Here is a 19,536-nt window from a genome sequence, read left to right as displayed (position 1 = left end):
TGCCGAGACCGCAGGGCAATAGCGGTTACAGGCGGGCTCCAGACGCGATCAAAGCTCGAATTCAGCCTGCAGTGAAGCCCGGACACAGAACAGCACGGCTTCCGGCACCCGCCCTGCAAAGTGCTCGGCCACGGCGGCAACGGGTGGCAGCTCGCCTTCACCATCGAGGAACGCTTCTTGGATCTCGCCTAACAAGCCCTCCGGAATATCCAGCGCCTGTTCCAGACTGAGCTGTTGCTGGCCTATCGCTTCGGCCAACATGGCGTAAACGTTCTTTTCACTGCATTCGAGCTGTCGCGCGATCTGTGCGGGCGTCATGCCGGCTCGGGCTAGTGTGATGAGCTCATGACGGATATCGGCGGCTGACCTGACGGTGTTCGCCGTGCCTTGCAGCACTTCCAGAAACGCCTGGCCATAACGTTCGAGCTTGCGCGCGCCGACGCCACTGATACGTGCCATATCCGCAAGAGAGGCAGGCTGGCTACGGAGCATTTCCAGCAGCGTCGCGTCCGGAAATATCACATAAGGCGGCACGCCATGTTCCTCGGCCAGCTTGCGGCGCAAGGCGCGCAACGCCTCCCAGTTTTCTCGCTCTTCGCTGCGCACCAGCTGACTCGCCGCGCTGGCGGAGGGCTTCGATGCCTTGGCAGCCAGTTCGCGTCGCAGCTCCAGGGTCACCTCCCCGCGCAACAGGGCGCGACAGCTATCGCTGAGTCGCAGCCCACCAAAACCATCCAGATCGACGTCGGCCAGCCCTCGCGCGACCAACTGGCGGAACAGCGAGCGCCACTCGCCTTCCGACAATGCCTTGCCAACACCAAATACCGATAACTGCTGATGGCCGAGGCTGCGAACCTTTTCGTTATCGCGCCCCAGCAGAATGTCGACCAGATGCCCAACACCGTAACGCTGTCCGCTGCGGTAAATGGCCGACAACGCCTGGCGTGCAGGTTCGGTGGCATTCCAGGTCTGCACCCCGTCCATGCAGTTGTCGCAATGCCCGCAGGGCTCAGGCATCTGCTCATCGAAGTACGCCAGCAGGACCTGACGGCGGCAGCGGGTTTCCTCGCAAAGCGAGAGCATGGCGTCGAGCTTGTGTTGCTCGATGCGCTTGTGACGGTCGTCGCCTTCAGAGTTATTGAGCATCTGCTTGAGGAAGATGACGTCCTGCAGGCCGTACGCCATCCAGGCATCGGCGGGTAAGCCATCACGACCTGCTCGACCGGTTTCCTGGTAGTAGGCTTCCAGCGATTTGGGCAAGTCCAGGTGCGCGACGAAACGCACGTTAGGCTTGTCGATGCCCATGCCGAAGGCGATGGTCGCGACCATAATCAGCCCCTCCTCGTTAAGGAAACGCTTCTGATGGAAGGCTCGTAGATCATTCGGTAGCCCCGCGTGGTAAGGCAACGCGGGAAAACCCTGTTCGGTAAGGAAGGCGGCAGTGTCGTCGACCTTCTTGCGGGACATGCAGTAAATGATGCCGGCATCGCCGCGGCGCTCGGCCAGGAAAGCCATCAACTGCTTGCGCGGCTGCTCCTTGGGCACGATGCGATAAAAAATATTCGGACGATCAAAGCTGGAGAGGAAGCGTTCGGCATTTTCCAGATGCAGCCGCTGAACGATTTCCTCACGTGTGCGCTTGTCCGCCGTGGCGGTCAGCGCGATTCGCGGGACGCTGGGGAAAAACTCGGCGAGTTGGCCAAGTTGCAGATATTCGGGACGGAAATCATGGCCCCACTGCGAAACGCAATGGGCCTCGTCGATAGCAAACAAGCCAATCTGCAAGCGCTGCAGAAACGCCAGCATGCGTGGCTGCACCAGCCGCTCGGGGGCAAGGTAGAGCATCTTGATTTCGTTGCGCCGCAGGCGCTCGGCGATGTCGCGCTGCTGCTCGGGACTTTGGGTGGAGTTGAGCGCCACGGCCGCGACACCCAGTTCCTCGAGCGTAGCGACTTGATCGTCCATCAACGCAATCAGCGGCGACACCACCACAGCCAGGCCGTCACGAAGCAGCGCCGGGACCTGATAGCAGAGCGACTTGCCACCGCCGGTCGGCATCAGCACCAGCGCATCCTCGCCGCTGGACACGCGCTGGATGATCGCACCCTGGTTGCCACGAAACACGTCGTAGCCGAAAACATCTTTGAGAATGCGCTGTGCCTGATCGAGCATGCCGGTCTCCGAAACAAGACGCGCGAGTATACGCGACACGGACGCAGCCTTCAGGCCGAACACCACCACGACGCGATAGATAGTCGGACGGCAATATGGTTAGCGGAACTCCAACACGGTTTTCATATCTCTCGAAGACGATGGGCAAAGCTGACGCAGCACCGCAGCGAACAGCGCGCGGTAGCCGGAGGCCCACGGCTCGTCTAGAATCACCGCTGTTCTCTTTCCAAGGTAGTCATCGATGTCATTCGCCGAGCAACTCGCCCGCCTGCAAGTGTTTCTGGATGCAGATGATCTGCACGAAGAGGCACTGGATTACATCGCCGCGCACGGCTACCTGACCGCCCTGTGCATCTGCTCGGAGCAAGTGCCCGAGCGGGAATGGATCGACGCGCTGTTCTCCGAGCCGCCAAAGTACGCCGACGACACCGAGCGCGACGCCATCGAAGCGACGCTAGTTCAGCTCAAGGCGCATATCGCCCGGCAACTGGCCAGCGATGAAGACATGGATCTGCCTTGCGAACTCAATCTCGGCGACGAGCCGGACGAGTCCGACCTGCGCGGCTGGTGCATCGGCTTCATGGAAGGCGTGTTCATGCGCGAGTCGGTATGGTTCGAAGAATCCGAGGAAGAAGTCAGCGAGCTGCTTCTGCCGATCATGGTTGGCTCCGGTCTTTTCGATGAGCAACCCGAGTTCAGCGACATCGCCGAAGACCGCGATCTGGTCGACGAGATGGTCGCTCAGATTCCCGAAATCCTTACTGCGCTGTATCTGATCTGCCACGCCCCTGAAGAAAAGCCGGCGCTGCTCAAGCCGCGCCGGCATTGACACGCGGATAGCCTCTTGGCCCACCGCGATATCCCGACGTATCGCAACCCGGTAGCGCGTTACGCGCTGCTGGTGGTGGGCTGGATATGCGTTGGTCTGGGCGTCATCGGTATCTTCCTGCCGGTTCTGCCTACTACTCCTTTCCTGCTACTCGCCGCTGCCTGCTTCGTACGCAGCTCGCAACGTTTCTACGTTTGGCTGGTGATGCATCCAAGGCTCGGCCCGTGGTTTCGGGATTATCTGGAAGGCAACGGCATCCCGCTCAAGGGCAAGGTCTATGCGATCACCAGCATGTGGCTCAGCATCGGCGTGTCCTGTTGGCTGGTGCCGCTACTCTGGGCTCGGATCGGCATGCTGATCAGTGCGACCCTGGTAACGTTTTACATCCTTCAACTGAAAACTCGTCCGCCGCGCTAAGGCATCGCGTCTTTACTGACCGCCTCAACGGTGACCGCCATGATTGCGCTGAAAAACTTCCGCGCCCATGGCATCGATCTGAGTTTCGATCAGTGCCTCGAACGGCCTCAGCAACGCATCAAACCGCCCTGCGCCTTCCAGAGCATTCAAGGCGACCACGATTGCCTCGAGCGTAGACAAAGCACCAGGCATCGAAGCCTTGCGTAGTCGATAACGGGACGCCAGACCCTCGGGAAGCACCACGCGGGGCATATGGGCAAGCGCCGGATTGAGATGGAGCAACTTGCGAGCCTTGCGCCAGGTGCCATCCGGAACGACGAGCCGCAACGGGCGATCCTCAGCAGCCAATTGTGCGAACGACACGGCGTCGTCCCCCGGGAACAGCAGATAGCTTTCGCGACCATCGCTCACTGGCAGATCGTCGAACCGCTCTCCTACTCGCAGTTCGGCGCTGGTAAGCCCCAACGCTGCGAGGCGTGCCGTATTCAATGCATGACCGGTTTCGCTGGGGTGTTGCAGGATCAGCACCTCGGTCTCGCTGACGAGCGAGGGGATCAGGGCGCAGAGGCATTGCTTAAATGGACGTTGGCAACGCGGGCAGCGCGGACGAGGCATGGCTTCTCCTTCAGGGGCGCGAAGTCTGCCATATCGTATGAAGGTGTAAAGGTGGACTAAGCTAGTCGCCGTCACTGGACCGGACGAGGCAGCGCTGATGCTCACATTGCACCACTTGGACAATTCCCGCTCTCAACGCGTGCTCTGGCTTCTGGAAGAGCTCCAGCTTCCTTACGAAATCAAGCGCTATACCCGAAACCCACAGACGATGTTGGCCCCTGCTGAGCTGAAACAGGTGCACCCGCTCGGCAAGTCACCGGTCATCACTGATGGTGAGCTAACGCTGGCCGAGTCGGCCGCAATTTTGGAATACCTGATCGATCGATACGGCGAAGGTCGCCTGGTTCCAGCAGCGGATTCGCCAGATTACCGTCGTTTTCGCTACTGGATGCACTACGCCGAAGGCTCGGCGATGCCGCCGCTACTGCTCAAGCTTGTGTTCGACCGGATTTCCACTGGGCCCATGCCATTTTTCATTCGGCCGGTGGCACGAGCTATCGCCAAAGGTGCCCACAAGGCATTCATCGGCCCTCAGCTGAAGCTTCATCTGGACTATATAGAAAGCGAGCTAGGCAAAAGCCCATGGTTCGCGGGAGAGGAATTCAGTGTCGCGGATATTCAGATAAGCTTTCCCTTGGAAGCCGCACGAGCTCGCGCTGGGCTGGATGCCGGCTACCCGAGGCTGAGCGCTTTTCTGCAACAGATACATGACCGCCCCGCTTACCAGCGAGCCGTAGAACGGGGAGGTCCAGTCATGCCCGGGCGCTGAAAGGCAACCCGAGCAAATTGAATCAGCGCTTTGGCGCCTTTGACGTGCACCGCTGGGAGCGAACCGGTATCGGTTGCAGGCGAGGCGGCTCAATGAAGCCAAGCGCCACTGCCAGATTCCAGCACACACGATTGAGCAATGCTTTCATGATCGAACCCTCCTGCTTCGTTACGGGTCTTGGTGGAGCCGTGGGGCTTGGTCGTCAGCATAACCCATGAGATGCACCGCCGCCTGCGACAGATGTTGCAGATCATTCCGCCGCGGTGCTTTCGTCCGGCTCTATAAAATGCGACCTGCCGCGTCTGCAAGCGTTCACCTCGCGGCTCTTACTGAACGGCTCGCTCCTTGCGTCTGTATGGAAAAACATCAATGACCTTGCCGTCGCTTATCGCGCGCTGCAAACCCTTCCAATAATCGGCGTCATACAGCTCGCCATGCAATTTGGCGAACAATCGACGCTGTTTGATATCAGCGAAGAGAAAACGCGGAAACTCCTCGGGAAACACGTCGTTCGGTCCCACCGAATACCAAGGCTCGGACGCCATTTCATCTTCTGGATAGCGGGGCTCGGGGATGTAGCGGAAATTCACCTCGGTGAGAAAGCAGATCTCGTCATAGTCGTAGAACACCACCCGACCATGACGGGTCACGCCGAAGTTCTTCAGCAACATGTCACCTGGGAATATGTTGGCTGCAGCGAGTTGCTTGATGGCCAGTCCGTAGTCTTCAAGCGCCTCCTGCACCTGTTGCTCGCTGGCGCTGTCGACGTATATGTTCAGGGGCGTCATCCGCCGCTCCGTCCAGCAGTGACGCACCAGCACGGTATCGCCTTGGACTTCGACCGTGGAAGGTGCGACTTCCAGTAGCTCTGCCAGGCATTCCGGGTCGAATTTCGATTTTGGAAAACGGAAGTCGGCGAACTCTTGGGTATCCGCCATACGCCCTACCCGGTCGACGTTTTTCACCAGCCGATACTTTTCGACGACCGTGGCGCGGCTGACATTCTTCGTGTGCGAAAACCGGTCTTTGATGATCTTGAATACGGTATTGAAACCCGGCAGCGTGAATACGCTCATCACCATGCCGCGCACCCCAGGCGCCATGATGAAACGGTCGTCCGTAACGGCTAGATGGTTGATCAGCGCACGATAGAACTCGGACTTCCCGTGCTTGTAAAAGCCGATCGACGTATAGAGTTCCGCGATGTGCTTGCCCGGCATGATGCGTTTGAGAAAGCCGATGAACTCCGCCGGAATCGGCACTTCGACCATGAAATACGAGCGCGTGAATGAAAAGATGATCGAGACTTCCGCCTCGTCGGTGATCAGCGCATCGGCGACTATGCCGGCCCCCTCGGGATGCAGCAGCGGGATGACCAGCGGCCATTGCTCGTCGCGTGTGAACACTCGTCCGACCAAGTAGGCGCCCTTGTTGCGATACAGCGCCGAGGAAAAGACTTCAACCGCAAGATCGGGATCCTTGCATACCCAGTCCGGCAACGACTCCTGCAGTTGTGCCTCGAGCCGCCGCAGATCGCCATCGAGATCGTCATAGGGCACGGCGAAAGCAAAATCGTCGAGGATCTGCGCCAACACTCCATGTAGATCGCCGGCTGGCTGATAACGACGGGTCTGGGCCATCCGCTCCTGGGCCCGATTTGTCGGCCGGGTCGAATGGATGAACATGGTGTTGTCGCTGATGCAATCGTGGCTGAACAGCATGCAGAAGATCGAGTTGTACCAAGTTTCGGACAACTCATCGTCGAACCGCGGGTTGATCAGTTCGATGTAAGCGCTCTTGACCTGGGGCCATCGCTGCACATCCAGCAGTACGCCTTCGGCGAACCTAGACCGTAAGTCCTTCGCGGTTTCGCCGACCTTCTGCTCGTAAAGAGCGATGCGTGCCGCCGAGGCACGCTGAGCATCCTGCCATTGGGCTTGCTCGAAGCGGGCCCGAGCGCCGGTCGTGATCAATCGGAAGTGCTCACGGTAATCATCGAAGCCCAGCAGAATCTGCCTAGCAATCTCGGCGTCTGGCGATGTTCGCACCATGTCGGTTATCCGGCAGCGACAAAAGCCGAGCTTAGCCAGTGGCCGATGGCAATGAAAGCACTGCAGCGAGATCGGAAAAGTTTGAAAGCGTGTTTCGAGTTGCGAGATGAGCAAGTCTCACCAACACTTTGACGCCCTTCACCGGAGCCATTCTCCATGCGCCCTTTAGATTTTCTGCGTCTGCTCAGTCTCGCTGCAATCTGGGGTGCCAGCTTCCTGTTCATGCGCATCATCGCGCCGGAACTCGGAACCTTTCCCACCGCGTTTTTCCGCGTACTGTTCGCTTGTATCGGCTTGCTGGGAATACTGGCGATGATGCGGATTCGCTGGGACTTTCGCGGCAAACTGAAGCTGTGTCTTGTTTTAGGAATGATCAATTCAGGCGTTCCTTTCGCGCTTTATGCGCTGGCCGCGCAGCTTCTGCCGACGGGCTACTCAGCTATATTCAATGCCACCACACCGATGATGGGCGTGATCATCGGCGCCTTGTTTTTCGCCGAAGAGCTGACAACGACGAAGGTGATCGGTGTGCTCTGCGGCCTGAGCGGCGTAGCGCTATTGACGCGCACCGGCCCCGTGGCGTTCGACGCGAGCCTGCTGATCGGCGCGCTTGCATGTCTGGGTGCAACCGCCTGCTACGGTTTCGGCGGTTTCCTGACACGCCGCTGGATCAACCAGCACGGCGGATTGAACAGCGAGCTGGTGGCCTTTGGTAGCCAGATGGGCGCGGCACTATGTCTTTTGCCGCTGTTCCTGATCTCGCTGCTGATGGCCCCGCCGGTATCCTGGGGCAGTGGCACAGTCTGGCTCAGCCTGGTCGGGCTCGGCGTCGTCTGCACCGCCTTCGCCTATATTCTTTATTTCCGGCTGCTAGCTGACATCGGCCCGGTCCGCACGCTGACGGTGACATTCATCATTCCGCCCTTTGGCGTACTCTGGGGTGCCCTACTACTCAACGAGCCGCTGTCCTGGGCTTACCTCTATGGTGGTGCGCTGATTGCGGTAGCGCTCTGGCTGGTGCTAAAACAGGCGCCAGCCACAACCGTGGCGGCGCCAGAAACCCAGCGCAGCTAACGCTGATCGGAAGAACGCCGAAACACCAGAACGAGCCCGAGCACGATCAACAGCATGCCAATAAGGCTGAGCATCGGCAGTACGTTACCGAACACCAGATAATCCATCAGCGCGGTAACCGCCGGCACCAGATAGAACAAGCTGGTCACGTTGACCAAATTCCCGCGTGCTATCAATCGATACAGCAGCAAAGTCGCCGCCACGGATATCAGCAGCCCCATCCACAACACCGGTATCCAGAAACCCAGCGCCGGTGTGATCTCGAAGGGCTGAAAAGGCACGAACAGCGAACAGAGCAGCAGTCCGGCGAAGTATTGCAACGGCATGGCGCTAAGCGGATCGCCGTGTGCGCGCTTTTGCATCATCGAGCCCAGCGTGATGCTCAGCAGCGCCAGCAGAGCGCAAGCCACGCCCGTCCAAGACAGCCCACCCACGCCGAGGCTCTGATAAACCACCAGTACAAGACCACCAAGCCCGAGCAACAAACCGAGCAGTCGCATCGGCCGCAATCCCTTGCGTTCCAGCAGCACCGCCGTGAGGATCGGCTGCACACCTAACAATGTCGCCATGACACCCGGCGTCACCTGCAGATCCAGCGCCAGCAAATAGAAGATCTGATAGGAGCCCAGCAGCACTACGCCAGTCGCTAACGCAAACCAGCGCGCTCTTTTACTCTCAGGCAGCGATAGCGAAGCCAGCCGCATCACGACCACCAATGCAACGAGTGCGATCACGAAACGAACCAGCAGAAAGGCAAAAGGCGATGCGTACGCCAGGCCCCATTTTGAAACGATTGCACCGCTGCTCCAGAGCAGCACGAAAAGTACCGTAGTCGCATACGCGACCAGGTTGTTGCGTGATAACGAAATCATCCTGCCACCTTTGGGAAAGGCAATTCGAGACTGCGCCAGTGAATGGCAAACGCAGTGACGGGGATGCCGGCGAACCGGCGTAGCTCAGGCCAGCGCGGAAGGTGGCGGTGGCGGAGCCAGTGGCAAGTCCGGTGGCGGGCTCGCAGGTAGGCAGGACAGGATGATCGGCATGAACGTAGGCATTGCAGAACCGCCCGTAAGGAACGGGCTTCCGCAATAAGCGCTGGTGCCGCAGGCTACGTTGTTCATACCGATCTCGAAACGAGGAAAACAGACTATAGCTGCGCTGCGCCAGATCCGCCAAGACAGACCGGCGCAGCGAAACTCACTGTTGCAGTTCCTGCTCACCGAATATATCGGCGAACAACATGGTGGACAGGTAGCGCTCACCGGAGTCCGGCATGATGACGACGATGTTCTTACCCTGCATTTCCGGCTTCTCGGCCAGACGCACCGCCGCAGCCATTGCCGCGCCGCAAGATATGCCGCAAAGGATGCCCTCTTCACGCATCAAACGCAGCGCCATCGCCTTGGCCTCGTCGTCGCCGACCTGCTCGACATGATCGACAACCGATAGGTCGAGATTTTTCGGCACGAAGCCAGCACCGATGCCCTGAATCTTGTGCGGGCTGGGTTTGACTTCCTCGCCGGCAAGCGTCTGGCTGATCACTGGGGAACTGATGGGCTCGACCGCCACGCTGAGGATCTTCTTGCCCTTGGTGTTCTTGATGTAGCGCGAAACCCCCGTGATGGTGCCACCGGTGCCGACGCCGGAAACCAGGACGTCGATGTTGCCTTCGGTGTCATTCCAGATTTCAGGACCAGTGGTCTTCTCATGGATTTCCGGGTTCGATGGGTTCTCGAATTGCTGTGGCAGGAAGTATTGCTCGGGATTCGATGCGGCGATCTCCATGGCCTTCTCAATGGCCCCCTTCATGCCCTTCGCTGGTTCGGTGAGCACCAGCTCCGCACCGAGCGCCTTCAGTACCTTGCGCCGCTCCAGGCTCATCGATGCCGGCATGGTCAGAACCAACTTGTAGCCACGCGCCGCCGCCACGAACGCTAGGCCAATGCCGGTGTTACCGGAAGTCGGTTCGACGATCGTCATACCTGATTTGAGACGACCCGTTTTCTCGGCATCCCAGATCATGGCAGCGCCGATCCGGCATTTGACTGAATGAGCGGGGTTACGGCCTTCCAGCTTGGCCATGATGGTGACGCCCTTGGGCCCCAGGCGGTTGACCATGACCAATGGGGTATTTCCGATAGTCTGCGCGTTGTCAGCAAAGATGCGGCTCATGACAGTGTCCCTGCGAGTGAAAAACCAGACTCATGAGCCTAAGCTCAGTCTCATGGCTCGTCCAGCCGAACTCACCGCTACATGCAAAGGTCCACCCACTAGGGTCTGTTGACGTTTCGTCGCGAGCCGCGTTGCTGCGCCAAATGTCGCCAGGCAAGACGCGGGACGCAGGTAATGGTTGCTCCCTTGCCAAGTCCCGCAACGCCGCATGGCGATATTTGCCGCGCAACCCTTCGGGCCGGGCCTGTTTTTGCGCGATGCGGCGTTTCTCGTCGCTCATTTGGACCGACCAAACTTCGCTCCTCTTGCCTTGCCTCGCGCAAAAACAGGCTCCGGCGCGGCTGCGAACGAAACGTCAACAGACCCTAATAAGCAGTTCCATGATGAACCCGACCGAATCAGGCCTGTCATGAAAAAACGCTACCGCTTTCCTGTGTGGATATTCCTGTCGCTCGTTCTGCTATTGCTGGTCGTTCACCTCGCATTGCCTCACCTAGTGCTCAATTATCTGAACGGCAAGCTGGCTGATATGGGCGAGTACCAGGGGCATATAGAGGATGTCGATCTGGCCTGGTGGCGTGGCGCTTATCGTGCCGACGGGCTGTTCATCGAAAAAAAGAACGAGCAGGTCCAGGCGCCGCTGTTCACCGCACGCTCTATCGATATAGGGGTGAGCTGGCGCGCTCTCTGGAATGACCGGGCTTTGGTCGGCGAGGTGGTTCTGGAACAACCGCAACTGAACTTCGTCGACGGCGAAGCCGCTGATGACTCGCAAACCGGTGAAGGCGTGGATTGGCGCGACCAGCTCGAAGCGCTGATGCCATTCACACTGAACGAGCTACGCGTCGTGGACGGTCAGCTGTCGTTTCGGAATTTCGAGGCCGATCCGCAGGTGCATGTTTATGCCAACGCGATCAATGCGAGCCTGTACAACCTGACCAATACGGGCGACCGCGAGCAAGGACGCGTCGCCACGTTCGAAGGCGCGGCCAAGCTATTCAATCAGGCCCCGATGGAAGCTACCGCGCATTTTGATCCCTATACCGACTTCGAAGATTTCGACATCGACCTGCGAATGACCGGCCTGGAGTTAACCAAGCTGAATGATTTCAGCAACGCCTACGGAAATTTCGATTTCGCCGCCGGCACCGGGGATCTGGTCATGGAAATCGAGGCCAACGACAGTCAGCTGGACGGCTACATCAAGCCGCTGCTGCACAATGTTGAAGTCTTCGACTTCGAGCAGGACGTGGAGAATGAAGACAAGGGCTTCTTTCGCGGCATATGGGAAGCTGTGGTCGGTGGCGGTGAGGAAGTGCTGCAGAACCAGCGCAAGGACCAGTTCGCGACGCGAGTCGAGCTTTCCGGCAGTACCAAGAACACCGACGTAAGCCCGTTTCAGGCATTTGTCGCGATCCTGCGCAACGCCTTCGTCGAAGCATTCACGGCTCGCTTCGAGCGCTCACTCAGCGAAGAGGGCGAGTAAAACCGAACGGCAGATGCGGTCACGCCCATTCAGTGACTGAATGATCCACTCGCGTTCACAGTGAAGCGCCCATCACTTATAGTCGGTCGTCTAACCAAAACATGAAGCGCCTGCTCGCCAGGCCCGCTGAAGGAAATCCCGATGAAGTTCGAAGGCACCCAGTCCTACGTCGCCACCGACGACCTGAAACTTGCCGTCAATGCCGCCATCACGCTGGAGCGCCCTCTTCTGGTCAAAGGCGAGCCAGGCACCGGCAAAACCATGCTCGCCGAGCAATTGGCCGAGTCCTTCGGCGCAAAACTGATCACCTGGCACATCAAGTCCACCACCAAGGCGCATCAGGGCCTTTATGAGTACGACGCGGTCAGCCGCCTGCGCGATTCGCAGCTGGACTCCGACCGAGTGCACGACATACGCAACTACATCAAGAAGGGCAAGCTGTGGGAAGCCTTCGAGTCCGAGCAGCGCGTCATCCTGCTGATCGACGAGATTGATAAAGCCGATATCGAGTTCCCCAACGACCTGCTCCAAGAGCTCGACAAGATGGAGTTCTACGTCTACGAGACCAACGAAACCATCAAGGCCAAGCAGCGGCCGATCATCATCATCACCTCGAACAACGAGAAAGAACTGCCGGACGCCTTCCTGCGCCGCTGCTTCTTTCACTACATCGCATTCCCGGATCGGGAAACCCTGCAGAAGATCGTCGACGTGCACTACCCGAACATCAAGAAGGACTTGGTAACCGAAGCCCTCGATGTGTTCTTTGATGTCCGCAAGGTGCCGGGCTTGAAGAAGAAGCCGTCCACCAGCGAACTGGTCGACTGGCTGAAGTTGCTGATGGCCGACAACATTGGCGAAGCCGTGCTGCGCGAACGCGATCCAACCCGCGCGATTCCGCCGCTGGCCGGCGCCCTGGTGAAAAACGAACAGGACGTGCAATTGCTTGAACGTCTGGCGTTCATGAGTCGTCGCGCCAGTCGCTGAACGGCGACGGCTCCAGGCGGAGCCGCCGCGTCACATTACTGGAGAAGAGCCATGCAAACGCATACCGGTAGTTGCCTCTGCGGCGTCGTGCGGTACCGCATCGACGCACCGATCAACGAGCTGACCCACTGCCACTGCAAGATGTGCCGCAAGGCACACGGCGCTGCGTTCGCGACCTACGCGAGCGTACCGCTGGAAGCCTTTCACTTCATGTCCGGCAAGGACCAGTTGGGCGTTTACCACTCTTCCGAACACGTGACGCGGACGTTCTGCATCCGCTGCGGCTCCAACCTGCAATTCGTCGACAATCGCGAGCACGAGCTCGGCGTCGCGGCCGGCACGCTCGATTCACCGCTGCCGGTTCCGCCGCAGGAACATATCTATGTCGGCTCCAAGGCTGACTGGTACGCGATCCGTGACGGACTCGCGGAACACGACGAAGAGCGCTGATCCATCACACGCAAAGGTGCCGCCACGACGGCACTCCCAGAGGATTGCCATGCTGCTTGGCCTGTTCAATGAGATGCGTGCCGCAAAGGTGCCGGTATCGGTACGTGAGCTGCTCGATCTGATCAACGCGTTGAAACACAACGTGATTTTTGCCGATATGGACGAGTTCTACTATTTGTCGAGAGCCATCCTGGTCAAGGATGAGCGCCACTTCGACAAGTTCGACCGTGCCTTCGGCGCCTACTTCAATGGGCTGGATAATCTTGATCGGCACATCGAGGCGCTGATTCCGGAGGAATGGCTGCGCAAGGAGTTCGAGCGCTCGTTGAGCGACGAAGAGCGCGCCAAGATCGAATCGCTCGGCGGGCTGGACAAGCTGATCGAGGAATTCAAGAAGCGCCTGGAGGAGCAGAAGGAAAAGCACTCCGGCGGCAACAAGTGGATTGGCACCGGGGGCACCAGCCCCTTTGGTTCGGGTGGCTACAACCCCGAGGGTATCCGCATCGGTGATGCCAGCAAGCGCCAGGGCAAGGCGGTGAAAGTCTGGGACCAGCGCGAGTACAAGAATCTCGACGATCAGGTCGAGCTGGGCACGCGCAATATCAAGGTGGCCTTGCGCCGTCTGCGCAAGTTCGCCCGTCAAGGTGCTCAGGACGAGCTGGATCTGGACGGCACCATCGACCACACCGCCCGAGACGGCGGTCTACTCAACATCCAGATGCGACCGGAACGGCGAAACGCCGTGAAGCTGCTGATTCTGTTCGACATCGGCGGCTCGATGGATGCCCACGTGAAGGTCTGCGAAGAGCTGTTCTCGGCCTGCAAAACCGAGTTCAAGCATCTCGAATACTTCTACTTCCACAACTTCATCTACGAGTCGGTCTGGAAGAATAATTTCCGCCGCACCTCCGAGCGCACCTCGACGCTCGATCTGCTGCACAAATATGGCGCCGATTACAAAGTCGTGTTCGTCGGCGACGCGGCGATGGCGCCCTATGAAGTTACCCAGCCGGGCGGCAGCGTCGAGCACTGGAACGAGGAAGCCGGCTACGTCTGGATGCAGCGCTTCATGGAAAAGTATAAGAAGCTCATCTGGATCAATCCCTACCCAAAGGACACCTGGGGTTATACATCCTCCACCGGCATCATCCGCGACCTGGTCGAAGACCGGATGTATCCGCTGACATTGAGCGGGCTGGAAGAAGGGATGAAATTCCTTTCGAAATAGACTGCCGGGGGCACTACCGGGACGCTCAGGCCGGGGCTATACAGGGCCGCCTGGACGTCCCGAGCGTGAGACGCGACGCCTGGTCACTTGGCGCCGCTGCGGAAATAACAACCCGCGAACCAGCAGAAAGACACTTTCGATAATCCACGCCAGCAGCAACGCACAGCAAAGGCCCCATGCGATTGCCTCAGGCGCCAGCAAAACCTGGAAGCGGTAACTGCTCCAGACCCGGCGCCTCAGATCCTGATCAGCACCTATCAACACGTGCCAGGCCCGTGCATACCAGGGTCCTTGCATGATTCGCCACTCGCGATCGAGTAGCTGAGCACGCCCTACCAACGTAGCGACGCTGCGTGCATCGCTCTGGATGACCGGGTCATCACTGGCGCGATAGTGCTCGACCAGCGCGTTCAAGTTGCCTTCGAAAAAGCGTCCCGCCGTTTCCTGAAAACCTTGCAGGCCCTGCTGGGCCTCGAGTCGACGAGCCTCGACGTGATTCCCGTATGCCTGGATGAAACCCGGCACCTGAACGCCCACCAGCAGGCCCAAGGCGAACAGGGTGAGCCGCAGATAACTTCTCAGCATGACTCCACCCGTCCCCGCGCGACGCATTCGCCCAGCCGCCAGAGCGTCCACTCCCCTGGCTGGTGTACATCCCATTGCTCGTTATCGGTCAGCGGCTCGGTTGCCAGCACAGTGACGACGTCGTCCGGTGTGGTCTCGGCAGTGAAATCCACGGTCAGGTCAGCGTCTTTCAGTTGAGCAGGGCCGAAAGGCGCGCGACGGGTTATTTGCGCGAGCTTGGTCGTGCAGAAGCTGAATAACCATTCCCCGTTGCTCAACAGGCAATTGAATACGCCCTTGGCACGATAATCGGCACAGGCTTCGAGCAGGCGAGGCAGCAAATCTTCGGCCGCGACGTGCTCGGAAAAATCGGTGCGTATTCGGTTGAGCAAATCGCAGAACGCCGCTTCGCTATCGGTATCACCGACCGGCTGGTAGAAACCACGTTCCGGATTGAAATCGGCAAGTTGACCGTTATGAGCGAAGCACCAGTGCTGTCCCCAGAGTTCGCGGACAAAGGGGTGGGTGTTGACCAGCGCCACCTTGCCGACGTTGGCATGACGGATATGGCCGATCACCACCTCGCTTTTGATCAGGTAGTGCTGAAGCATCTTCGCCACTTCCGACTCGCAGCTGGCCACCGGGTCCTGAAACAGGCGCAAACCTCGGCCTTCATAGAATGCGATGCCCCAACCGTCTTTATGCGGCCCGGTACGGCCGCCGCGCTGCATCAGCCCGGTGAAGCTGAAATGGATATCGGTCGGTACGTTGGCGCTCATGCCAAGCAGTTCACACATAGGCCATCTCCCGATAGGTCCTGCTGCAGGGCGGCGTGGTTCAGCTCAGAGTCTGGGCTCGGTCCGCGCCTGATAGCGATTCGCGGGCCGGTAATCCCCATCGTCCTCGAGGCGCTCGCGCAAGGTGCGAGAATCCTCCTCGGCCGCCGACTCGGCACGGCGCTGTCGCAAACGGCGCTCGATCGGCCAGCGCACAGCGACGAACACCGCATACAACACGAATGCAATCAGCCCGTAGAGCGCCAGATCGGCGACGGCACGCCAGGCGTTGGTTCCCACTTTGAATAAAAGATCCATGGCGGTAATGGCGACGGCCGGGGCGAACAGCTCTCTGGCGGGATCGACGATCGTCGGTGTCAGCAATAACACAGCGACGATCAATCTCAGCGGCTCACGCAGCCAGCGCCACATCGAGCGCGTAATACGGAGCCACACCAGCAGGCATCCAAACGCGGCAATCCCATAGGCTGCCCAGGCGAGTAAATATTCGTTGGCGGGTAAGAACATGAAAGTCTCTTGTAGGCCGGACGCGCACACCGGCGCTGACGTCGCGCATGATAACAGCCGAGAGCCCTTCGGCTGACATCAAGCGATGTAATGACACGCTGGTCATCATGCATGTAACGCCGTATAACGCTGAAAAACAAAAAGGGCCCGTGGCCACTCAACAGCGTGCCAAGAGGCCATACTTGTCATACGGACACAGCAGGAGAGCCATCATGACCTACCAGCATATTCTGGTCGCCACTGACTTGAACGAAGAATGCCATCCGGTCGTAGCGCGCGCTCAGGCGCTGGCGACAGCCAGCGGTGCGAAATTGGCGCTCGTCCATGTCATCGAACCCATGGCCATGGCGTTCGGCGGCGATGTTCCGATGGATTTGTCGATGCTCCAGCAACAGCAATTCGATCAAGCCCGGGACCGCTTGACCGGTTTCGCCGACCGGTATCCCGGCCTGACCGCAGAACAACGTCACCTGGCCTATGGTCAGCCCCGTCAGGAAATTCACCGCCTGGCCAAGGAACAAGGCTGCGACCTGGTGGTGGTCGGTAGCCATGGGCGTCATGGTCTGGCGCTATTGCTCGGCTCCACCGCCAACGACATCCTTCATGGAGCACCTTGTGACGTGCTTGCGGTACGGTTGAAGAAGACCGACTAACCCTCTCGGCACCAGCGCCTGAGCCGTAGTCGGCTCAGGCCAGATCGGCACTTTCGCCGGCGCTCATCACCATCGGCCTGATCTTCTTCAGCTGGGTTTCCAGCGAATAGGTCAGGCTGGACGCCATCGAGAAGAAGGTCAAAAATGCCTTCAGGTTCGAATCGCCGTGGCAGGTGTCGTGGATGCGTTGCCAGAACGCTTGGTTGACCAGCTGCAGCTGCTGAAATGACCGCACCAGACCACGCAGCTCCCAGTCGGCATGCCGCCCTTCGCGCAGATTGAAATATTGGCGTGCCAGGTACAGCGAAACCGCGCGCAACACGAACTCCTGATTGCTGGCGAACGGTAAATGCTGATGTGCCATCGGCTTGAGCTTGCCCAGCACCGGGCAGGCGCTGGTGGCCATGATCACGCCTAGCAGCGCCCGCAGCCCCTCCTCCAGCCCTACCAGCTTGTTGTATTCACGCTCTGGTGTGCGTACCCGCACCTGGGCTTTCTTGACCGCCGGCAAACCCTGGAAATCCTCAATGACACGATGCAGATCCACCGCAGCAGGGCAATGGCTGTAGTTGTCCCGGCTCAACGGACAGTTATTGCACTGCTGATGCTCCAGGCGCGTCCATTTGGGCGCCTGTATCGCTGCCTCGTGATCGTATGCGCGGTCCAGTTCGATCCGGTAGCTGAACTCATGCTCTTCATCGAGGACGATGCGGTAATCAATTGCCATCTATGCTCCGTCCGTTGCTGACAGATGTCGTTATGTCTTGAATGGCAGTCCAGGTCTCGCCATATGCATCGCGGTCACGCTGCCTGTCATTCTTCCAGCTCGGCCCAGCGCTCTAGCAACTCGTCGAGCTCCTTCTGCTGCGCCTCAAGGCGGGCTATCGTTTCGCCAGTACGCTCCGAAGACTGCTGATAGAACGTTGGCTGCGCAATTTCCGCCTGCAACGCAGCGATAGTTTTCTCGACTGCGTCTATTTTTCCGGGCAGTGCCTCTAGTTCGCGCTGCACCTTGTAGCTGAGCTTCTTCTTTGCCGGAGCGGGCTCAGCGACGGGCGCCGCCGCGGGTTTGCTCGGAGGCATTTCGGCCTTCACCTCTTTCGCCTCGGCCACACCAAGCAGCCTGGGCGAGCCGCCCTGACGCAGCCAGTCCTGATAGCCGCCGACATATTCGCGAACGCCCCCTTTACCTTCGAATACCAGCGTGCTGGTGACCACGTTGTCGAGGAACGCCCGGTCGTGGCTGACCATCAGCACTGTGCCCTGGAAACCGAGCAGGACCTCTTCCAGAAGTTCGAGGGTTTCGACATCCAGATCGTTGGTCGGCTCGTCGAGTACCAGAAGGTTGGACGGCTTGCTGAACAGCTTGGCCAGCAAGAGACGTGCCCGCTCTCCGCCGGACAACGCCTTTACTGGCGTGCGGGCGCGCTGCGGGCTGAACAGGAAGTCTCCGAGATAGCTCAGCACATGGCGGCTCTGGCCATCGATAGTGATGAAGTCCCGCCCCTCGGCTACGTTGTCGATAACTGTTTTTTCCAACTCGAGTTGGTGACGCAGCTGGTCGAAATACGCCACTTCCAGACGCGTTCCAGCTTCGACCGTGCCGCTGGTGGGTTGCAGATCGCCGAGCAACAACTTGAGCAACGTGGTCTTGCCAGTTCCATTTGCGCCGAGCAAACCGATGCGGTCGCCGCGCTGCAGCACCATCGAGAAATCATGGATCAGCGGCTCGCCGCCGGGATGAGCGAAGCTTGCGTGCTCGACCACGATGACCTGCTTGCCAGATTTTTCCGCCGCGTCGATCTGAATGTTGGCCTTGCCCTGATGTTCACGGCGCTCACTGCGCTCTGCACGTAATGCCTTGAGCGCTCGCACACGCCCCTCGTTGCGGGTGCGACGCGCCTTGATGCCCTGGCGGATCCAGACTTCTTCCTGAGCAAGCTTCTTGTCGAACAGCGCGTTGGCGGTTTCTTCTGCCGCCAGTTGCTGCTCCTTGTGCACCAGGAAGCTGGCGTAGTCGCCGTTCCAGTCGATCATGTGGCCCCGATCCAACTCCAGGATGCGGGTCGCCAAATTCTGCAGGAACGCTCGGTCGTGGGTAATGAACAGCACGGCACCGTTGAAGCCGGTCAAGGCTTCTTCCAGCCAGGCGATAGCGCCAATGTCCAAGTGGTTGGTCGGTTCATCCAGCAATAGCAGATCGGGCTCGGACACCAGCGCCTGAGCCAGCAGAACGCGTCGGCGCCAACCGCCGGAAAGCTCGGCCAAGGTTTTATCGGCCGGCAGCTGCAAGCGGCTCAGGGTGCTGTCGACCAGCTGCTGCAGGCGCCAGCCGTCCTTCGCTTCGAGCTCCTGCTGAACGTGCATCAGCTTGTCCAGATCGGCTTCGTTCTGGATGTTCTGGCTGAGGTGATGATAGTCGGCCAGCAGCTGACCCACACCCGATAGCCCTTCGGCCACTACATCGAACACGGTGCGCTCGTCAGCGAGCGGAAGTTCCTGAGGCAATTCGCCAATCTTCAGACCCGGCGCGCGCCAGATCTCGCCGTCGTCCGGCAACTGGCTGCCCTTGACCAGGCTTAACATGCTGGATTTGCCGGTCCCGTTACGGCCGATGATGCAAACCCGCTCACCCCGCGCAATCTGCCAGGACACTCCATCGAGCAATGGATTGTTGCCATAGGCGAGGGACACATCGGTCAACTTGAGCAGGGTCATGACTACCTCCGGGAAACAGGGCGCGCATTCTAGCAGAAGGCGCCTGT

At 59.2% G+C, this 19,536-nt stretch carries 20 protein-coding genes; 9 read left to right on the top strand and 11 right to left on the bottom strand.

Annotated elements, in window-relative coordinates:
* Positions 1-48 precede the first annotated feature (48 nt).
* Positions 49-2,172 (bottom strand): DNA helicase RecQ, encoded by a 2,124-nt coding sequence (recQ, locus tag NA645_RS17790; RefSeq protein WP_256050101.1) that lies wholly within the window; start codon positions 2,170-2,172, stop codon positions 49-51.
* 241 nt (positions 2,173-2,413) lie between these two features.
* Between recQ and NA645_RS17785 the strand changes: the two genes are divergently transcribed.
* On the top strand, positions 2,414-3,001 hold the full coding sequence (locus tag NA645_RS17785) for a YecA family protein (RefSeq protein ID WP_256050063.1): 588 nt from the start codon (positions 2,414-2,416) through the stop codon (positions 2,999-3,001).
* A 15-nt stretch (positions 3,002-3,016) separates the two neighbouring features.
* Entirely contained in the window at positions 3,017-3,418 is a 402-nt protein-coding gene (locus NA645_RS17780) for a YbaN family protein (protein ID WP_256050062.1), read from the top strand.
* Positions 3,419-3,442: 24 nt separating this feature from the next.
* Here the strand turns inward: NA645_RS17780 and NA645_RS17775 are convergent, their stop codons facing one another.
* Complete coding sequence (locus NA645_RS17775) at positions 3,443-4,033, bottom strand: tRNA-uridine aminocarboxypropyltransferase (protein ID WP_256050061.1); 591 nt, start codon at positions 4,031-4,033, stop codon at positions 3,443-3,445.
* A 97-nt stretch (positions 4,034-4,130) separates the two neighbouring features.
* Between NA645_RS17775 and NA645_RS17770 the strand changes: the two genes are divergently transcribed.
* A complete protein-coding gene (locus tag NA645_RS17770; RefSeq protein ID WP_256050060.1) occupies positions 4,131-4,802 on the top strand; it encodes a glutathione S-transferase in 672 nt (223 codons plus the stop codon).
* Between the two features lie 22 nt (positions 4,803-4,824).
* On the opposite strand, the gene NA645_RS20165 is transcribed toward NA645_RS17770, so the two are convergent.
* Complete coding sequence (locus NA645_RS20165) at positions 4,825-4,950, bottom strand: PA1414 family protein (RefSeq protein WP_336605276.1); 126 nt, start codon at positions 4,948-4,950, stop codon at positions 4,825-4,827.
* A 178-nt stretch (positions 4,951-5,128) separates the two neighbouring features.
* The gene (gene aceK / locus NA645_RS17765; protein WP_256050059.1) at positions 5,129-6,853 is read right to left on the bottom strand and encodes a bifunctional isocitrate dehydrogenase kinase/phosphatase; all 1,725 of its coding nucleotides are present in this window, start codon (positions 6,851-6,853) and stop codon (positions 5,129-5,131) included.
* Between the two features lie 156 nt (positions 6,854-7,009).
* Here aceK and NA645_RS17760 point away from each other — a divergent pair, with 156 nt between their 5' ends.
* Entirely contained in the window at positions 7,010-7,927 is a 918-nt protein-coding gene (locus NA645_RS17760; protein WP_256050058.1) for a DMT family transporter, read from the top strand.
* Here NA645_RS17760 and NA645_RS17755 read toward each other — a convergent pair.
* Positions 7,924-8,799 carry a DMT family transporter gene (locus tag NA645_RS17755; RefSeq protein ID WP_256050057.1) on the bottom strand — a complete coding sequence of 292 codons (876 nt, stop codon included), beginning with the start codon at positions 8,797-8,799 and terminating at the stop codon, positions 7,924-7,926. The genes NA645_RS17760 and NA645_RS17755 overlap by 4 nt on opposite strands.
* A 325-nt stretch (positions 8,800-9,124) precedes the next feature.
* Positions 9,125-10,099: a cysteine synthase A gene (gene cysK, locus NA645_RS17750; RefSeq protein ID WP_131650456.1), complete on the bottom strand. Its 975-nt coding sequence runs from the start codon at positions 10,097-10,099 to the stop codon at positions 9,125-9,127.
* Between the two features lie 409 nt (positions 10,100-10,508).
* Here cysK and NA645_RS17745 point away from each other — a divergent pair, with 409 nt between their 5' ends.
* The 4 genes from NA645_RS17745 to NA645_RS17730 all read left to right on the top strand — a co-directional run bounded on the left by NA645_RS17745 (position 10,509) and on the right by NA645_RS17730 (position 14,250).
* The gene (locus tag NA645_RS17745) at positions 10,509-11,585 is read left to right on the top strand and encodes a DUF748 domain-containing protein (protein WP_256050056.1); all 1,077 of its coding nucleotides are present in this window, start codon (positions 10,509-10,511) and stop codon (positions 11,583-11,585) included.
* Between the two features lie 141 nt (positions 11,586-11,726).
* The gene (locus tag NA645_RS17740; RefSeq protein ID WP_256050055.1) at positions 11,727-12,572 is read left to right on the top strand and encodes an AAA family ATPase; all 846 of its coding nucleotides are present in this window, start codon (positions 11,727-11,729) and stop codon (positions 12,570-12,572) included.
* 51 nt (positions 12,573-12,623) lie between these two features.
* Entirely contained in the window at positions 12,624-13,022 is a 399-nt protein-coding gene (locus tag NA645_RS17735) for a GFA family protein (protein WP_131650452.1), read from the top strand.
* A gap of 49 nt (positions 13,023-13,071) precedes the next feature.
* The gene (locus NA645_RS17730; RefSeq protein ID WP_256050054.1) at positions 13,072-14,250 is read left to right on the top strand and encodes a vWA domain-containing protein; all 1,179 of its coding nucleotides are present in this window, start codon (positions 13,072-13,074) and stop codon (positions 14,248-14,250) included.
* A gap of 36 nt (positions 14,251-14,286) precedes the next feature.
* Here NA645_RS17730 and NA645_RS17725 read toward each other — a convergent pair whose 3' ends face one another.
* The 3 genes from NA645_RS17725 to NA645_RS17715 are packed head-to-tail and all read right to left on the bottom strand — an operon-like array spanning position 14,287 to position 16,118.
* On the bottom strand, positions 14,287-14,835 hold the full coding sequence (locus NA645_RS17725; RefSeq protein ID WP_256050053.1) for a DUF2937 family protein: 549 nt from the start codon (positions 14,833-14,835) through the stop codon (positions 14,287-14,289).
* Positions 14,829-15,611 (bottom strand): class II glutamine amidotransferase, encoded by a 783-nt coding sequence (locus NA645_RS17720; protein WP_256050052.1) that lies wholly within the window; start codon positions 15,609-15,611, stop codon positions 14,829-14,831. The genes NA645_RS17725 and NA645_RS17720 overlap by 7 nt, the downstream gene beginning before the upstream one ends.
* 45 nt (positions 15,612-15,656) lie before the next feature.
* Positions 15,657-16,118: an MFS transporter gene (locus NA645_RS17715; RefSeq protein ID WP_256050051.1), complete on the bottom strand. Its 462-nt coding sequence runs from the start codon at positions 16,116-16,118 to the stop codon at positions 15,657-15,659.
* A gap of 212 nt (positions 16,119-16,330) precedes the next feature.
* On the opposite strand from NA645_RS17715, the gene NA645_RS17710 reads away from it, so the two are divergent.
* Positions 16,331-16,771, top strand: a complete 441-nt coding sequence (locus NA645_RS17710) for a universal stress protein (RefSeq protein WP_131650447.1) — start codon at positions 16,331-16,333, stop codon at positions 16,769-16,771.
* A 34-nt stretch (positions 16,772-16,805) separates the two neighbouring features.
* Here NA645_RS17710 and NA645_RS17705 read toward each other — a convergent pair whose 3' ends face one another.
* Both NA645_RS17705 and NA645_RS17700 read right to left on the bottom strand, forming a co-directional pair.
* Positions 16,806-17,498 (bottom strand): DUF6901 family protein, encoded by a 693-nt coding sequence (locus NA645_RS17705; RefSeq protein ID WP_256050050.1) that lies wholly within the window; start codon positions 17,496-17,498, stop codon positions 16,806-16,808.
* Positions 17,499-17,584: 86 nt separating this feature from the next.
* Positions 17,585-19,489: an ATP-binding cassette domain-containing protein gene (locus NA645_RS17700; protein ID WP_256050049.1), complete on the bottom strand. Its 1,905-nt coding sequence runs from the start codon at positions 19,487-19,489 to the stop codon at positions 17,585-17,587.
* Between the last annotated feature and the right edge of the window lie 47 nt (positions 19,490-19,536).

It is taken from the genome of Stutzerimonas stutzeri, assembly GCF_024448955.1.
Classification (GTDB): Bacteria; Pseudomonadota; Gammaproteobacteria; order Pseudomonadales; family Pseudomonadaceae; genus Stutzerimonas; species Stutzerimonas stutzeri_AQ.
The sequence above is the reverse complement of the archived record's forward strand: the minus strand, read 5'-3'. Positions and strand labels throughout refer to the sequence as shown.

Bases quoted from the DNA above. Each gene is read 5' to 3' on its own strand.
- NA645_RS17720 (WP_256050052.1), bottom strand. From the start codon at position 15,611: ATGTGTGAACTGCTTGGCATGAGCGCCAACGTACCGACCGATATCCAT.
- NA645_RS17760 (WP_256050058.1), top strand. From the start codon at position 7,010: ATGCGCCCTTTAGATTTTCTGCGTCTGCTCAGTCTCGCTGCAATCTGG.
- NA645_RS17755 (WP_256050057.1), bottom strand. From the start codon at position 8,799: ATGATTTCGTTATCACGCAACAACCTGGTCGCGTATGCGACTACGGTA.
- NA645_RS17715 (WP_256050051.1), bottom strand. From the start codon at position 16,118: ATGTTCTTACCCGCCAACGAATATTTACTCGCCTGGGCAGCCTATGGG.
- aceK (WP_256050059.1), bottom strand. From the start codon at position 6,853: ATGGTGCGAACATCGCCAGACGCCGAGATTGCTAGGCAGATTCTGCTG.
- NA645_RS17725 (WP_256050053.1), bottom strand. From the start codon at position 14,835: ATGCTGAGAAGTTATCTGCGGCTCACCCTGTTCGCCTTGGGCCTGCTG.
- NA645_RS20165 (WP_336605276.1), bottom strand. From the start codon at position 4,950: ATGAAAGCATTGCTCAATCGTGTGTGCTGGAATCTGGCAGTGGCGCTT.
- recQ (WP_256050101.1), bottom strand. From the start codon at position 2,172: ATGCTCGATCAGGCACAGCGCATTCTCAAAGATGTTTTCGGCTACGAC.
- NA645_RS17735 (WP_131650452.1), top strand. From the start codon at position 12,624: ATGCAAACGCATACCGGTAGTTGCCTCTGCGGCGTCGTGCGGTACCGC.
- NA645_RS17785 (WP_256050063.1), top strand. From the start codon at position 2,414: ATGTCATTCGCCGAGCAACTCGCCCGCCTGCAAGTGTTTCTGGATGCA.
- NA645_RS17730 (WP_256050054.1), top strand. From the start codon at position 13,072: ATGCTGCTTGGCCTGTTCAATGAGATGCGTGCCGCAAAGGTGCCGGTA.
- NA645_RS17705 (WP_256050050.1), bottom strand. From the start codon at position 17,498: ATGGCAATTGATTACCGCATCGTCCTCGATGAAGAGCATGAGTTCAGC.
- NA645_RS17700 (WP_256050049.1), bottom strand. From the start codon at position 19,489: ATGACCCTGCTCAAGTTGACCGATGTGTCCCTCGCCTATGGCAACAAT.
- NA645_RS17770 (WP_256050060.1), top strand. From the start codon at position 4,131: ATGCTCACATTGCACCACTTGGACAATTCCCGCTCTCAACGCGTGCTC.
- NA645_RS17710 (WP_131650447.1), top strand. From the start codon at position 16,331: ATGACCTACCAGCATATTCTGGTCGCCACTGACTTGAACGAAGAATGC.
- NA645_RS17745 (WP_256050056.1), top strand. From the start codon at position 10,509: ATGAAAAAACGCTACCGCTTTCCTGTGTGGATATTCCTGTCGCTCGTT.
- NA645_RS17740 (WP_256050055.1), top strand. From the start codon at position 11,727: ATGAAGTTCGAAGGCACCCAGTCCTACGTCGCCACCGACGACCTGAAA.
- NA645_RS17775 (WP_256050061.1), bottom strand. From the start codon at position 4,033: ATGCCTCGTCCGCGCTGCCCGCGTTGCCAACGTCCATTTAAGCAATGC.
- cysK (WP_131650456.1), bottom strand. From the start codon at position 10,099: ATGAGCCGCATCTTTGCTGACAACGCGCAGACTATCGGAAATACCCCA.